The sequence below is a fragment of the Pseudooceanicola batsensis HTCC2597 genome (assembly GCF_000152725.1).
Lineage (GTDB): Bacteria > Pseudomonadota > Alphaproteobacteria > Rhodobacterales > Rhodobacteraceae > Pseudooceanicola > Pseudooceanicola batsensis.
Genome location: NZ_CH724131.1, coordinates 1,850,264 through 1,865,107 on the forward strand (window position 1 = coordinate 1,850,264; position 14,844 = coordinate 1,865,107).

The window sequence follows — 14,844 nt, forward strand, 5'->3', positions numbered from 1 at the left end:
CGCGGCCCGTCACATCGCCGCGTCGAACAGCCCCTTCAGGTTGTCCTTTGTCAGTTCCACCGGGTTGCCCCCGCAGGACGGGTCCGCAAGCGCCATGTCCACCAGATCGTCGATCCGGTCCGCCCCCACGCCCATCTCGCCCAGCCCCTTCGGGATGGCGAACCCCTCGTTGAACTCGGTCACGAAGCTTCTGAACCCTGCGAAACCGCCCTCGATCCCGAGGTAGCCGGTCGCGCGGTCGAACCTCTCCCGGATCGCCGGGGCGTTCAGGTCCAGCACCGCCGGCATGCAGACCGCGTTGGTCGTGCCGTGGTGCGTGCCGTAGACCGCGCCGACGGGATGGCTCATCGCGTGGATGGCGCCCAGCCCCTTCTGGAAGGCCACCGCCCCCATGGCCGCCGCCGACATCATGTTCGCCCGGGCCTCGATATCCGTGCCGTCGGCATAGGCGCGCGGCAGGTTCTCGATCACCAGCCGCATCCCTTCCAGCGCGATGCCATGGCTCATCGGGTGGTAGTGCGGGCTGCTGAACGCCTCGACGCAATGCGCGAAGGCATCGAGCCCGGTGCCGGCCGTGATGTGCTTCGGCATCCCGACCGTCAGCTCCGGGTCGCAGATCACCACCGCCGGAAGGACCTTGGGGTGGAAGATGATCTTCTTCACATGGGTCTCGGAATTCGTGATGACCGAGGCGCGGCCGACCTCCGACCCCGTCCCGGCGGTCGTCGGGACGGCGATGATCGGCGCGATCCCCGCCGGGTCCGCGCGCGTCCACCAGTCGCCGATGTCCTCGAAATCCCACACGGGCCGCGACTGCCCCGCCATGAAGGCGACCATCTTGCCGAGATCGAGCCCCGAACCGCCGCCGAAGGCGATCACCCCGTCATGCCCGCCCTCGCGGTAGACCTTGAGCCCGGCCTCGAGGTTGACCTCGGACGGGTTCGGATCGACCTCGGCGAAGAACCCGCGCCCCAGACCCGCCGCATCCAGGATGTCGAGCGCGCGCGTCGTGATCTCCATCGACTTCAGACCCTTGTCGGTCACCAGCAGCGGGCGGGTGATGCCCGCCGCGATGCAGGCCTCCGGCAGTTCGGAGAGACGGCCCGCCCCGAAACGGATGGCCGTGGGGTAGGACCAGTTGGCAGCCGGAGACGTGCTGGAAGTCATGATGTCACCTTTTCTTTGTGCGTTTGGTGAAAGGGTTGCGTCGCCGATGCCCTGCCGCGCTGCGCGCTCTCCGGCCATCGGCGATCATCGGGGGTCAAGCGTTCTTCAAACGCTTGAGATGGTAGGACTTCGGCCGGGTCAGGTTCTGGTAGCCGATGACCGACAATCCGCCGCCGCGCCCCGTTTCCTTGCAGCCGGTCCAGCAGAGGCCCGGGTCGAGATAGTCGGCGCGGTTCATGAAGACGGTCCCGGTCTCGATCCGGTCCCCGATGGCCACCGCCCGATCGAGGTCCTGCGTCCAGAGCGACGCGGTCAGGCCGAACTTGCTGTCGTTCATCAGCGCGACCGCCTCGTCGTCGGAGGCGACCTTCATGATGCCGACCACGGGCCCGAAGCTTTCCTCGCGCATGACCTCCATATCGTGCGTGACGTCGGTCAGCACCTGCGGCGTCAGGTAGGCGCCGCCATCGTCCCTGGGATCGGTCGGAACATGCGCCACGGCCCCCGCCGCGACCGCCGCGTCGATCTGGTCGCGCACGGTGCGCGCGAAGCGGACGTTCGCCATCGGCCCGATCGTGGTCTCCGGGTCCAGCGGGTCGCCGAGTTTCAGCGCCTTGGCGAAGGCCACCGCCTTTTCGACGAAGGCGTCGTAGAGGCTCTCATGCACATAGATCCGCTCGATCCCGCAGCAGCACTGGCCCGAGTTGAAGAGCGCCCCGTCCATCAGCGTGGCGATGGCGGCATCGATATCCGCATCCTCCATCACATAGCCCGGGTCCTTGCCGCCCAGTTCGGTCGAGACGGGCACGAAGGTTCCGGCCGCCGCGCGTTCCATCGCCCGGCCCCCGCCGACCGATCCGGTGAAGTTGACGAAATCGAAGGCCCGCGCCTTGAGCAGCGCATCCGTCGTGTCGTGGTCGAGAAAGACGTTCTGGAAGACCTCCTCGGGCACGCCGGCCTCGTGGAAGGCCCGCGCCATGCGCTCGCCCACCAGCAGGGTCTGGGTCGCGTGTTTCAGCACCACCGTGTTGCCGGCGATCAGGGCGGGGGCGACCGTGTTGATCGCGGTCATGTAGGGATAGTTCCAGGGCGCCACGACAAAGACCACGCCCCAGGGCAGACGGCGGATATAGCGCCGGAAGGTCGCGTCCTCGCCCACCTCGATATCGGCCAGCGCCTCTTCGGCGATCCCGGCCATGTAGGTCGCGCGTTCCTCGAACCCGCCGAACTCGCCGCCGTATGTCACCGGCCGGCCCATCATCTTCGCCAGCTCCGGCACGATCTCGTCGTTCATCGCGCCGATGGCGGCGACACCGGCCATCACCAGCTCGATGCGTTCCTTCAGCGGGCGCGCGGCCCAGGCGGCCTGCGCGGCGCGGGCGCTCTCGGCCACGGCCGTGGCCTCGTCGAACGACAGCACGGGACGTTCCGCGAATACCGATCCGTCGATCGGCGAGATACATTTCAAGGTCTCAGTCATAGCGGCTCACTTCGATCAGGTTGCCGTCGGGATCGTTGAAATAGACCGAGGTGATCGGACCGAGCGCCCCCGACTTGGCGACCGGCCCCTCCACCACCTCGACGCCCTCGTCCGAGAGCTTCTGCTGCACCTCCTCCACCGACCGGGTCGTGATCAGGCAGAGATCGCCGGACCCGATGCAGGCATGGTTGCGCTGCTCCTGCCCGAGCGTCTGGAGGTTGATCTTCTGCTGCCCGAAGGCCAGCGCCCGCCGCCCGCCCGCGAAGGTCACGGCCTCGACCCCCAGAACGCGGGTATAGAAGGCCACCGCCGCCTCGATGTCCCGGACGGTCAGCACGACATGGTCGATGCGGTCGATCATGATCAGGCCCGTTCGAACCCCCGTTCGATTTCCCAGTCGGTCACGACCCGGTCGTATTCCTCCTGCTCCCATTTCGCGTTGCGGACGTAGTGGTCGACCACGAAGTCGCCGAAGGCCTCGCGCAGCAGGGACGAGCCGTCCAGCGTCTCGGTCGCCTCGCGCAGCGAGGTGGGGATCTCGGTCACGTCCAGGGCGTCATAGACGTCGCCTCTGGTGGCGGGGGCCAGTTCCAGCCCCTCTTCGATACCCTTGATGCCCGCCGCCAGCAGTGCCGCCTGGGCGAGATAGGGGTTCAGATCCGAGCCGCCGATCCGGCATTCCATCCGCACGCCCTTGGTCCCCTCGCCGCAGAGCCGGAAGGCGGCGGTGCGGTTGTCGACGGACCAGACCGCCTTGGTCGGCGCGAAGGTGCCCTTGGCGAAGCGCTTGTAGCTGTTGATGTAGGGGGCGAGGAAGAAGGTGTAGTCCCGGGCATATTTCAGCAGCCCGGCGGTAAAGCTCTTCATCACGCCGGACATGCCGTGCGCGTCGTCCTTGTCGAAGAACGCGGCCTCGCCGTCCTTCCAGAGCGACATGTGAACGTGGCTCGAGGATCCGACCTTGTCCGAGGCCCATTTCGGCAGGAACGAGGCCGAGCGGCCGTTCTGCCAAGCAATCTCCTTGGTGGCGTGCTTGGCAATGGTGTGATGATCGGCGCAGTCCAGAGCGCCGGCATAGCGGATGTTCAGTTCCTGCTGGCCCAGTTCCGCCTCGCCCTTGGTGTTCTCGACCGGGATGCCCGCACCGACGAGGTGGTTGCGCAGGGGCCGCAGGATGCCCTCTTCCTTGGTGGTCTGGAAGAGGTTGTAATCCTCGTTGTGGCCCGAGAGCGGCACGAGCTCGCGGTAGCCTTCCTTCTGCAGGGTCCGATAGTCCTTTTCGAACAGGAAGAACTCCAGCTCGGTGGCCATCATGGCCTCGTAGCCCATGGCCGCCAGCCGCTCGACCTGGGTCTTCAGCATCTGGCGCGGCGAATGGGGCACCGGCGCATGCGTGTGATGATCCTCGAGATCGCCCAGCACCAGCGCCGTCCCTTCCAGCCAGGGCACACGGCGCAGCGTCGAAAGGTCAGGCTTCAGCGTATAGTCGCCGTAGCCCGTCTCCCACGAGGTGGACTTGTAGCCGTCGGGCGTCGACATCACGAGGTCGGTCGCCAGGAGATAGTTGCAGCAATGCGTTTCCTCGACCGAGTGGTCGATGAAGTTCGACACGTGGAACCGCTTGCCCATCAGCCGCCCCTGCATGTCGACGAGCGCCACCAGGACGGTGTCGATCTCTCCGGTCGCGGCCAGTTCCTCGAGCGTCTCGATTGTCAGGTTGCCCGGCATGTTCCATTCCTTCCCGTGTCACGCGACAGGGCGGCCCGTGAGGGCCACCCTGCAAGTCATTGATATGGCGGCTCAGCCGTTGGTGTACGGCGGGCCTGCCTGGTTGATGACGGAGTTGTACTCCTTGAAGATGTTGACGATCTTCTGGTGCACTTCGCCTTCCTGCGCGACCTCTTCCCAGAACGCCTTGGCCGCGTTCTCGACCTCGGCCCATTCCGCTGCCGGCACCGTGCGCAGTTCCAGCTTGTCGCCCTGCGCCCGCAGCCGCGCCTCGCCGCCCCAGTACCACTGGTTGCGGTAGGTGTGGCCGGCCTCGATCGCCGCCATGACCAGCGACTTGAGGTGATCCGGCAGGTCGGCCCAGCGGCCTTCGTTCACGAAGAACGACCCGATCCACGCGCCCGAGATGTTGTTGGTCAGGAAGTAATCGGTCACATCCGCCCAGCCGACGGTATAGTCCTCGGTGATCCCGGACCAGGCCATCCCGTCCAGTTCGCCCGTCTGCACCGCGACCTCGGCATCCTCGTAGGGGATGTTCATCGGCACCACGCCGAACTGCGCCAGGAAACGGCCCGCCGTCGGGAAGGTGTAGAGCTTGAGACCATCGAGATCGGAGACCGAGGTGATCTCTTTCTTGGTGTTGAAGTTGCACGGGTCTTGCCCGGCGGCCGACAGCCACTTGACCCCGACCTTGGCATATTCCTCTTCCCAGATGTCTTTCAGCCCGTACTGGTTGAACAGCACCGGCACGTCGAGGATGTGCTTGGTCGCAAAGGGGAAATACCCGCCGAACTGGCGCAGCGGCGTGGGCGACGCCATGGAGTCGTCGTCCGAATGCACCCCGTCGATCGTCCCGCGCTGGAGCGCCTGGAAAAGCTCTCCGGTCGGCACGATCTGGTCCGCGTAGAACAGCTCGATCTCGAGCTCGCCGTTGGCGGCGGTGTTGATGTAGTCGATGATCGGCTTGGTCACCTGTTCGCCGAGCGCCGAGCCGGCATAGGTCTGGAAGCGCCACCGGATGGCATCCTGCGCCTTGACGATGGCGGGGGCCGCCAGTGTCGCGGGCACGGCGGTGGCCGCGCCTCTCAGAAATGAACGTCTTGTCGTCATCTTCTTTCTCTCCTGTTGGTTTCGGTCTGAAGGGCCGGTTGCCCCGGCCTCTTGATTCATCTTGAGTATACGACCTCGGGCAGCCACAGCGCGATCTGCGGAAAGGCCATCACGATCGCCAGCGCCACGACCATCACCCCCACGAAGGGAATGATCGACCGATAGATGTCCCTCAGTCCGATTTCGGGCGGCGCCATGGCCCGCATCAGGAACAGGTTATACCCGAAGGGCGGCGTCATGTAGGCAATCTGGCAGGTGATCGTGTAGAGCACGCCGTACCAGATCAGGTTGAACCCAAGCTCCCCCACCAGCGGCACATAGAGCGGCGCGACGATCACCAGCATCGCCGTGTCGTCGAGGAACGTCCCCATCACCAGGAACGACAGCTGCATCAGGATCAGGATGACCCAGGGATTCAGCCCCAGCCGCTCGGTGAAAAGGGTCTCGATCGCCTTGACCGCGCCCAGCCCGTCGAACACGGCGCCGAAGGCCAGCGCGGCCAGGATGATCCACATGAACATGCAGGTCACGCCGAGGGTCTGGCGCAGGCAGGTCTCGAACACCGCCCGCGTCATCCGGCCCTTCAGCACCGCCGCGAGGAAGGCCGCGATGGCCCCCACGGCCGAGCTTTCGACGAGCGAGGTCCAGCCGTTGACGAAGGGCACCATCATCACCGCGAAGATCACCAGCGGCAGCAGCCCCGCCCGCAGCAGCGCCAGCTTTTCGCGCAGGGTAACGGCATCGCGTTCCTCCTTCGGCAGGACGGGCCCGAGCTCGGGGTTCAGCCGGCAGCGCACGGCGATGTAGATGATGAAGAGCGTGGCCATCATCAGCCCCGGCAACACCCCCGCCAGCCAGAGTTGCCCCACGGGCTGCCGCGCGATCATCGCGTAGAGCACCAGCACCACCGAGGGCGGCACGAGGATCCCCAGCGAGGATCCCGCCTGTATCACCCCCGTCACCATGATCTTGTTGTATCCGCGTTTCAGAAGCTCCGGCAGGGCGATGGTCGCCCCGATGGCCATGCCCGCGACCGACAGCCCGTTCATCGCCGAGATCAGCACCATCAGCCCGATCGTCCCGATGGCCAGCCCACCCGAAATGCCGCCGAACCAGACGTGGAACATCTTGTAGAGGTCGTCGGCGATCTTCGATTCCGACATGACGTAGCCCATGAAGATGAACATCGGCAGGGTCAGCAGCGGGTACCACCGCATCAGCTTGATCGCGGCCGAGAACCCGATGTCGTAGCCGCCCCGGTCCCCCCAGAGCAGCACCGCCGAGATCACGGCGACAAAGCCGATGGCGCCAAAGACGCGCTGACCGGTGAACAGCATCACCATCATGGTCGAGAACATCAGGATGGCGATCAGTTCATAGGGCATCGGCCGGCCCCTTCTGGTCCTCGCGCCACGGCTCTCCGGTCTTCAGGAACAGGACGTCCTTGAAAAGCTCGGACACCGCCTGCAGCAGCATCAGCACGATGCCGATGCACATGATCACCTTGATCGGCCAGAGATAGGGCCGCCAGACCGAGGAACTGCGCTCTCCGCCGTACTGAAAGGCGTACTGGGTGCTTTCGATGCCGCCCCAGAGCAGCACGCCCAGGTAGACCAGCAGGAAGAACACCGTGAAGACGTCGAACCACGCCTTCCGGCGCGGCGAGAAATCGCCGTAGAAAAGGTCCATCCGCACGTTCGATCCCATCTGTATCGCGTAAGGTCCGCCGAGGATGTAGTAGCCGACCATCAGGAACTGCGCCATTTCCAGCGTCCAGAGCGACGGCGACAGCGCCACCTTGGAAAAGGTCGACCACAGCAGCACGCCCATCAGGGCGAAGATGCCGTACATGATCAGCCGCCCCAACCGGTGGTTGAAGCCGTCGACCAGCGCGACATAGCGGCGCATCGCCTTCATCCCGTGGCCTCCCGCCGCGCCGGAGCGCCGCTCAGCGCCGAACGGAGCGTGTCCGCCAGGTGCCGGGCCATCGCGCGGGCCTGCTCGGGCGTCGCCACGAGGTCGTTGCGGATCTCGATCATCAGCGAGGTCAGCCCCCGAGCCTCGCCATGCTTGGCCAGGGTATAGGTGACGCCGTCCGCCGCGGAATACGGTTCGTTCAGCGCGGTGACATAGGCCCCCTTGCGGGTCTCGACCTCCAGCGCGGCCCGCGCGAGGCTGTCATCGGCGTCATGCAGGAACCCGATCTCGACCGCCCGCTCGCGCCCCATGTAGACCGGCGTGAAACTGTGCACCGTCACCAGCCTGACCGGCCCCGGGGCCTGCGCGACCGCCCGGTCGACCTGCCGGGTCAGCGCCGCGTGGAACGGGTCGTGGATGTCCCGGCAGCGCGCCAGGCGCTGCGCCTCGCTCAACCCGCGGTTGCCCGGCACGTCGAAGACTTCGCTGGTTTCGGGCACGGCCGAGGCAACCTCGCACGGCCGGTTGAGATCGTAGAGAAGCCGCGACAGGCGCCCGGCCACCAACGGCGCGTCCAGCAGCTCCGACAGCGCCACCGCGACGTCGCGCGCCCCGATGTCCCAGGCCACGTGCGAGGTGCGCGCGGCCGCGTCGAGCCCGAGATCGCCGTATTCCGCCGGGATCGCGTTCGAGGCATGTTCGCAGACCAGCACCACGGACGCCTTGCCCTCCGGCCGGATGATCTCTGCCGCTGTCGCCTCGCCCTGCACGAATTTCGCCCCCTGCGTCGTTCCTGCAATCATCACTACAGGTTTTTCTGGTCTGTCAAGAAATATCCTGTAACAATTTCTACAAACGCCGGTCCTTTGTACAGAAAGGAACCTCTCTCTTGGGCAGCAAGCCGCTGGTGCGCGACCTCCTGAAGGAAAAGCAGGCCGAGCTGACCGCTTCGGAACGCAGGCTGAGCGCCGTGCTTCTCGAGGACTCGATGGTCACGGGCCTGCAATCCATCACCCGCCTCGCCGAGGTGGCCGAGGTCTCGACCCCGACGGTGATCCGACTGGCCCGGAAACTCGGCTTCGACGGCTATCCCGACCTGCAGGACGCCATCCGCGTCGAACTGGCCGAACGGATGAAACGCCCCCTCGCCAAGCTCGAGGCGGCGCGCGACGATGCCCGCGACCACATTGTCTCGCGCTTTGTCGAGGCCGTGTCCGAGAACATCAACCGCACGCTCGACCGGCTCGACCTGGCCCGGTTCGACACGGTGGCCGAACTCCTCTCCGATCCCGCCCGGCGCCTGCACCTGCTGGGCGGCCGGATCACCCGCTCCAACGCCCACTATTTCTTCAACCATCTCCAGATCATCCGTCCGCATGTCCTCCTGATGGACAGCTCGCCCAGTGTCTGGCCGCAGTCGCTGCTGGACATGGACGACCGTTCGGTCCTGATCGTCTTCGACATCCGCCGCTACGAACGCGAACTGGAAAAGCTCGCCCGCCTTGCGGTCGGACAGGGCGCGGAGATCGTGCTCTTCACCGACGCCTGGGGCTCGCCGATCGAGAAATACGCCGCCCACACCTTCCGCGCCATGGTCGAGGTCCCGTCGAGCTGGGATTCCACCCTCGCCATCAACTTCGTCGTGGAGGCGCTGGTCGCCGACATCCAGAGCCGCAGTTCCGGTCAGAGCGCCGACCGAATTGCCGCACTCGAGAACATGCTGGGCGCCTCCCGCATCTTCCGCGGCAACTGACCCCACACGCCCGCGGTCCGCTTCCGTCCCCGGCCGCGGGGGCCACATGCGCGCCGATCCGGGCGACCCTCCGCTCCACAGCCGCCGCCTCCTCGAACGACAGATGCTTCTTTGGTCCGGAAAATATCCTCGGGGGGAGGCCGCCGCCCGCGGCGGACGGGGGGCAGACAGCCCCCCGCCGCGCCCTCCTCCGGGCTCCGCCGTCGACGCTCCGCAAGGATCATCCCCGGCCCCGACCGGGGATCTCCCGCCACCGCGCGCCCCGGGGCGCGCCCGGTCACTCCGTCACACTGCCCGGCCGTCTTCGCCGAAAAAGACCAGCCGCTGCGGGTCGAAGACCAGCCCGACCCGCTCGCCCGGCCGCCGCGCGGTCTCGCCCGAAATCCGCACCGTGATCCGCCCCAGGTCGCCCGCATCCACCACCAGGAAGGTATCCGCTCCGAGATATTCGACCACATCGACCGTCCCGTCGCAGGCCCCCTCTCCGACCGACCCGAGGGTGATGTGCTCCGGCCGCACGCCCAGCTCCACCGCCCCCGCGGGCGCGCCGCCGCCGCCGCGCACGCCGGCCTCCTCCCAGCTTTCGCCCCGGGGCCGGCAGGGCATGACGTTCATCTTGGGCGAACCGATGAACTGCGCCACGAAGCGGTCCGCCGGCCGCTCGTAAAGCTCCCGCGGGGTTCCCACCTGCGCGATCCGCCCGGCGTCCAGCACCACGATCCGGTCGGCCAGCGTCATCGCCTCCACCTGGTCGTGGGTGACGTAGATCATCGCCTTCTGCAGCCGCTGGTGCAGCTTGGCGATCTCGTAGCGCATCTCGACCCTGAGCGCGGCGTCCAGGTTCGACAGCGGCTCGTCGAAGAGGAACGCCGTCGGGTCGCGCACGATCGACCGCCCGATCGCCACCCGCTGCCGCTGCCCGCCGCTCAGATCCTTCGGCTGCCGTTCCAGCAGCGGCTCCAGCTTCAGCACCTCCGCCGCCGCCGCCACCTTGCGCCCGATCTCGTCGCGGGGCGCGCCGGCGGTCTTGAGCGAAAAGCCCATGTTCTCCGCCACCGTCATGTGCGGATAGAGCGCGTAGGACTGGAACACCATGGTCAGTCCCCGCTTCGACGGCGGCTCGGCGGTGGCGTCCCGCCCGTCGATCAGCAGCCGGCCCCTGCTGATCTCCTCCAGCCCGCCGATCATCCGCAGCAGTGTCGACTTCCCGCAGCCCGAGGGCCCGACGAAGACCACGAACTCCCCGGGCTCCACCTCCAGGTCGATCCCCTTGATGACCTGCGCCTCGCCGAACCATTTCTCGACGCCTTCCAGCGTGATCGCGCTCATCTTCTCATCCTTTCACCGCTCCGGCCGCCAGCCCCCGGGTCATGAACCGCTCCAGCCCCAGGAACAGCGCCATGATCGGCACCGTCGCGATCACCGCCCCCGCCATCAGGTGCTGGCGCGGGATTTCCGACGAATTGAGCGAGGCGATCCCCCGCGTCAGCGTGAATTTCGACGGATCGTCCAGCAGCATGAAGGCCAGCAGGAACTCGTTCCAGGCGATCATGAAGACATAGAGCGAAACGCTCGCCAGCGCCGGCAATGACAGCGGCAGGGTGATCTTCCAGATCACCGCCAGCCGGCCCAGCCCGTCCATCAGCCCCGCCTCCTCGACCTCCGCCGGCAGGCCTCGGAAATAGCCCTGCAGCATGTAGAGCGCGACCGGAATGGTCGTCACCGGATAGATCAGCACGATCCCGAAAACGGTGTTCCGCAGCCCCGCCATCGAGAACCCGATGTAGATCGGCAGCGCCAGCACGATCATCGGCACCATGTAGATCAGCAGGATTGAGCGCGAGAACAGCGCCCGTCCCCGGAACCGCAGCCGCGCCACCGCATAGGCCCCGGGGATCGAAAAGGCGAGCGTGACCAGCACCGTCAGCACCGAGACCACGAACGAGGTCCAGAGGTAGCGGCCGAAATCGTAATCCGTCAGCAGCTCCCGGTAGGACCGGAAGAGATCCGCCCCCCGCCCGAGTTCGAGGGTGAAATCCAGGGGGTTCTGCAACAGCGCCTGCTGCGACTTCAGCGAGGTCATGATCATCACGTAGAAGGGGATCACCACGATGGCGGTGAAGAAGACATAGCCGAAGCCCGTCAGGAAGCGGATCACCGCCGCCTCGAAGGCATGCCGCGTGATGGCGCGGAACCCGACACCCTCCAGGACGCGCGCCACCGGCCCCGCGATCGCCGCCGCCGCCAGCAGCACCGACACGGCCTCCAGCCGGGGCGCCACCTCCGGTCCGAACCGCAGCACCCCGGCCCCCGCCACGGCGAGCGAGGCCGTGATCGCCAGGGCCACCAGCATCGTCAGCCAGCGCGCGCCCCGCACCACCGCCGCCAGCCCGGCCAACGCCCCCGCCAGCACCGCCATGCCGATCCCCGGCCGCACCGCCTCCCCGGTGGCGAAAGCGACCGCCACCGCGACCGTCACCACCGCCACCACCGCCCAGAGCGCCCCCAGAAGGGGCCCGGCCACGAACCCGAACCACAGCACCCTCATGTCCGCGCCCCCTCATTCTTCTTGCGGCAAGTATCCCGGGGGGCGCGGGGGGCTGGCCCCCCGCCGGCGCGACGGCCCCGGGCCGGCGCAACATCCCGGCAAGGCGCCCTCACAGCCCCTCCTCCCGGCTCATCACCCGGAAGAAGAAGGCGCTGAACAACACGAGGCACAGGAAGATCACCACCGCCACGGCCGCCCCCGCGCCGATGTTCGACAGCGCGAAGGCCTGTTCGTAGACATTGACCGTCAGCACCCGCGTCCCCGCGTTGCCGCCGGTCAGCAGAAAGATGTCGTCGAACTTGTTGAAGGTCCAGATGAAGCGCAGCAGGAACAGGACCGACAGGATCCCCGTCAGCTGCGGCAGGGACAGGTAGCGGAACTTCTGGAAGGGCGAGGCCCCGTCCATGTCCGCCGCCTCGTACATGTCGGTGTCGATCGACTGCATCCGCGCCAGGATGAACAGGAACGACAACGGAAAATACCGCCACACCTCGAACAGCGTCACCATGATCAGCGCCAGCGGCCGCTCCCCGAAGAAGTTGATCGCCTCCCCCGTCACCCCCATCCGCAAGAGCAGCGCGTTGGCCGAGCCCGAGAACGGGTCGAACAGCGTCACCCATGTGAAGGCCACCGCGATCACCGGCGCCACATAGGGAAAGAGGTAGAGCCCCCGCAGAATGCCCTGCCCCCGGAACGAGCGGTCCAGAAGGAGCGCGGCGAAAAGGCCCACCAGCAGCGCCCCGGCGGTGCCGAAGAAGGTGTAGAAGAGCGTGACGCCGAGAACGCGCCAGAACGCCTCGCCGTCGAAGATGCGGGCGAAGTTCGCCAGGGTGAAGGTCCCGTCCGTCAACACGTGGGAGGCCTGGCCGGTGACCACCGGGGCCGAGCCTTCCGCCGCGGCCTCGAGCACCTCCTCGTCCTCGTCCCCCGCGACCGGCACCTCGACCGAGGCACGGAAGCCGCCCTCGATATCGCCGAAATCGCAAGTGATTTCCCTGCCTTCGACCGTGCAGGGTGCCTCCGGCTCGCCGCGCAGGCGCAGGACCCCGGGCAGCGTGTCGGTGAGGACGACGCCCCGGATCTCCCGATCCCGCGACGAGTTGCGGAGACGGTACTGGATGCGCATCTCCTCGCCCGAGCCGCGCAGGCTTTCCCGCACGACCGGCGCCGGCGGCCGCAGGTCCGCCAGCTCCACCGGTTTGACCGAGATCCAGAAGATCGCCAGCAGCGGGACCACCACCGCCAGGGAGACGGCGAAGAGCGTCGGCAGCAGCAACCGCCACGCCAGCCGCGCCTCGCGCCGCGCCAGCCGGCCGCGTCCCCGGGGCGGGGTGGCGGCCGGGGGCGGCTGGATCGGCGCGGGTTCGGTCGTGTCGCTCATCGGGGCGCAGAGGCCCCGGCGCAGGGCCGGGGCACCAGGTGGCCGATCATTCGATCGCGGCCAGTTCCTCGTTCATCATCGCGACCGTCTCCTCGGCGCTGCGCGCCTCGTCGACATATTCGCGCACCAGGCGGTTGATGGCCTGGCTGTTCACGATCTTCGAGGCCAGCGCCAGCTGCCCGTCCTCGACACCCCAGCGCTTGGCGACGTCCAGACCGCCGACGATCTGCTCGATCATGTCGGCCGAGTAGAGATCGCCGAGCGGCGCCTTGCGGTCCACGCCCACATCGAGGCCGGCCCACCCGTCGGCGAACCGGGACGGCTCTTCAGCGGTGCCGCGCCGGATCGGGAACTTGCCCTCGGGCGCGATGGCCAGCGTGTTCATGTAGCCGTCTTCCATCGAGAACTTGACGAAGTCGATGGCGTCGTCGATCTCGGCATCCACGGTGATCCCGAAAAGGTTCATCTCGGCCCAGGCGGCGCCCTCCGAATTCGAGGGGCCGGCAAAGTTGGTCACGATCCCGGTCTTCGAGGCCAGTTCGGACGAGGTGGGGTCGTCGGTGATGGTGGGCGGTGCGCTGTCACGCAGGCCGGCCAGCTCGTCCAGGATGAACGGCGACCAGATGATCATCGCCGCGTCGCCGGCGAAATAGACCTCGCGCGACTGTTTCCAGAACAGGTCGCCCGGCGGCGAGGCCTCGACCAGGGTCTTGTAGAATTCCAGCACCTCGACGGTCTTCGCCTCGTCCAGCTCCTGCAGGCCCTGCGGCCCGACCGGCGAGACGCCGTTGGCGAGGAAGACATGTTCGAGCACCTGGCTCATGAAGTTGTCGTCCACCTTGGTCGCGGCGACGAACCCGTACATCTCGGGCGGGTTGTGCAGCGCCTCGACGGCGGCGGTGACATTGGCATAGGTGGTCGGCGGCTCGAGCCCGTTCTCCTCGAACAGGTCCTTGCGGTAGACGATCATCTGCGTCCAGCCGTCCACCGGCACCGAGGCGACACCGCCCTCGAACGAGGCCATGTCCAGCGCGCCCGGCGCAAAGGTGTCGCGGCCCAGATCCTCGACCACCTCGGTCGCCGCCTCGGCGTCGAGGATGCCCGCCTCGGCCCAGGGCAGCGCGTACTGAAGCGTATGGTAGATCACGTCCGGCAGGTCGCCGGCGGCGAAGGCCGCCGTGGCCCGGGTGCCCAGTTCGCTTTCGGTGACGGGGATCACCTCGACCGCAATGCCGGACATCTCCTGGAAATCGGCGGCCATCTGCTCCTGCCGCGCCAGCCGTTCCGGCTGTTCCTCGGTCGTCCAGAAGCGGAGGGACTGCGCCTCGGCCATCGCGGCCAGCCCGACGGTCATGGCACTGGCGATCAGAAAGGAGCCGCGCAGCCCCCGGATCCTGTGAAATGAAGTCATTTTGCCCTCCCTGGCAAAGCGTTCGATCACTCGTGCGGGAACCTGGTGCGCCACCGGCCCCCCGGGGGTCCGCGCGCGTGCCTCCCGCACTGCTCAACATTGTCCCGATCCCTGCCGGGGTGCCGTTTGGCGCGGGTTCCGCCCCGCGCCGACCGGTCTGAAGCCGATGGTGCGCCTCGGCGACAGCCTGTCAAGTCCGGGGGCGCGCACCCCGTCGCAACGGCGGAATTGTACTTGCATGGGAAGCCCTTACCTGCTGCACGAAGATTAGGCATTGATAACGGCGCGCCCTTTCCGAGTGGTAAACCGACCGTGCGGCGCCCCCGGAAGCGGCGCAACAGCCAGCCCG

Annotated in this window: 13 protein-coding genes; 1 reads left to right on the forward strand and 12 read right to left on the reverse strand. The window is 67.1% G+C overall.

All coding sequences use genetic code 11. The features are described from left to right. Nucleotides 1-9 precede the first annotated feature (9 nt). From OB2597_RS12895 to OB2597_RS12930, 8 genes are all read right to left on the reverse strand, one after another. Nucleotides 10-1,167, reverse strand: a complete 1,158-nt coding sequence (locus tag OB2597_RS12895) for an iron-containing alcohol dehydrogenase (RefSeq protein WP_009806017.1) — start codon at nucleotides 1,165-1,167, stop codon at nucleotides 10-12. A gap of 94 nt (nucleotides 1,168-1,261) precedes the next feature. Next, on the reverse strand, nucleotides 1,262-2,647 hold the full coding sequence (locus OB2597_RS12900) for an aldehyde dehydrogenase family protein (protein WP_009806018.1): 1,386 nt from the start codon (nucleotides 2,645-2,647) through the stop codon (nucleotides 1,262-1,264). Next, nucleotides 2,640-3,008 carry a VOC family protein gene (locus OB2597_RS12905; protein ID WP_009806019.1) on the reverse strand — a complete coding sequence of 123 codons (369 nt, stop codon included), beginning with the start codon at nucleotides 3,006-3,008 and terminating at the stop codon, nucleotides 2,640-2,642. The genes OB2597_RS12900 and OB2597_RS12905 overlap by 8 nt, the downstream gene beginning before the upstream one ends. A 2-nt stretch (nucleotides 3,009-3,010) precedes the next feature. Further along, a complete protein-coding gene (locus OB2597_RS12910; RefSeq protein WP_009806020.1) occupies nucleotides 3,011-4,375 on the reverse strand; it encodes a glutamine synthetase family protein in 1,365 nt (454 codons plus the stop codon). Nucleotides 4,376-4,447: 72 nt separating this feature from the next. Beyond that, nucleotides 4,448-5,485 (reverse strand): TRAP transporter substrate-binding protein, encoded by a 1,038-nt coding sequence (locus OB2597_RS12915; RefSeq protein ID WP_040609330.1) that lies wholly within the window; start codon nucleotides 5,483-5,485, stop codon nucleotides 4,448-4,450. A 56-nt stretch (nucleotides 5,486-5,541) separates the two neighbouring features. After that, nucleotides 5,542-6,870 carry a TRAP transporter large permease gene (locus OB2597_RS12920; RefSeq protein ID WP_009806022.1) on the reverse strand — a complete coding sequence of 443 codons (1,329 nt, stop codon included), beginning with the start codon at nucleotides 6,868-6,870 and terminating at the stop codon, nucleotides 5,542-5,544. Continuing rightward, nucleotides 6,860-7,402, reverse strand: a complete 543-nt coding sequence (locus OB2597_RS12925) for a TRAP transporter small permease subunit (RefSeq protein WP_009806023.1) — start codon at nucleotides 7,400-7,402, stop codon at nucleotides 6,860-6,862. The genes OB2597_RS12920 and OB2597_RS12925 overlap by 11 nt, the downstream gene beginning before the upstream one ends. Next, on the reverse strand, nucleotides 7,399-8,205 hold the full coding sequence (locus OB2597_RS12930; RefSeq protein ID WP_009806024.1) for an N-formylglutamate amidohydrolase: 807 nt from the start codon (nucleotides 8,203-8,205) through the stop codon (nucleotides 7,399-7,401). Before OB2597_RS12930 ends, OB2597_RS12925 begins: the two co-directional genes overlap by 4 nt. Before the next feature lie 86 nt (nucleotides 8,206-8,291). Here OB2597_RS12930 and OB2597_RS12935 point away from each other — a divergent pair, with 86 nt between their 5' ends. Next, nucleotides 8,292-9,155 carry a MurR/RpiR family transcriptional regulator gene (locus tag OB2597_RS12935; RefSeq protein ID WP_009806025.1) on the forward strand — a complete coding sequence of 288 codons (864 nt, stop codon included), beginning with the start codon at nucleotides 8,292-8,294 and terminating at the stop codon, nucleotides 9,153-9,155. 285 nt (nucleotides 9,156-9,440) lie between these two features. Here the strand turns inward: OB2597_RS12935 and OB2597_RS12940 are convergent, their stop codons facing one another. From OB2597_RS12940 to OB2597_RS12955, 4 genes are all read right to left on the reverse strand, one after another. Then, nucleotides 9,441-10,484, reverse strand: a complete 1,044-nt coding sequence (locus OB2597_RS12940) for an ABC transporter ATP-binding protein (RefSeq protein ID WP_009806026.1) — start codon at nucleotides 10,482-10,484, stop codon at nucleotides 9,441-9,443. Between the two features lie 4 nt (nucleotides 10,485-10,488). Continuing rightward, a complete protein-coding gene (locus tag OB2597_RS12945; protein ID WP_009806027.1) occupies nucleotides 10,489-11,703 on the reverse strand; it encodes a carbohydrate ABC transporter permease in 1,215 nt (404 codons plus the stop codon). Between the two features lie 109 nt (nucleotides 11,704-11,812). Continuing rightward, nucleotides 11,813-13,084, reverse strand: coding sequence for a carbohydrate ABC transporter permease (locus OB2597_RS12950; protein WP_009806028.1), 1,272 nt, complete (start codon nucleotides 13,082-13,084; stop codon nucleotides 11,813-11,815). 46 nt (nucleotides 13,085-13,130) lie between these two features. Next, nucleotides 13,131-14,495 (reverse strand): ABC transporter substrate-binding protein, encoded by a 1,365-nt coding sequence (locus OB2597_RS12955; protein ID WP_009806029.1) that lies wholly within the window; start codon nucleotides 14,493-14,495, stop codon nucleotides 13,131-13,133. Nucleotides 14,496-14,844: the final 349 nt, after the last annotated feature.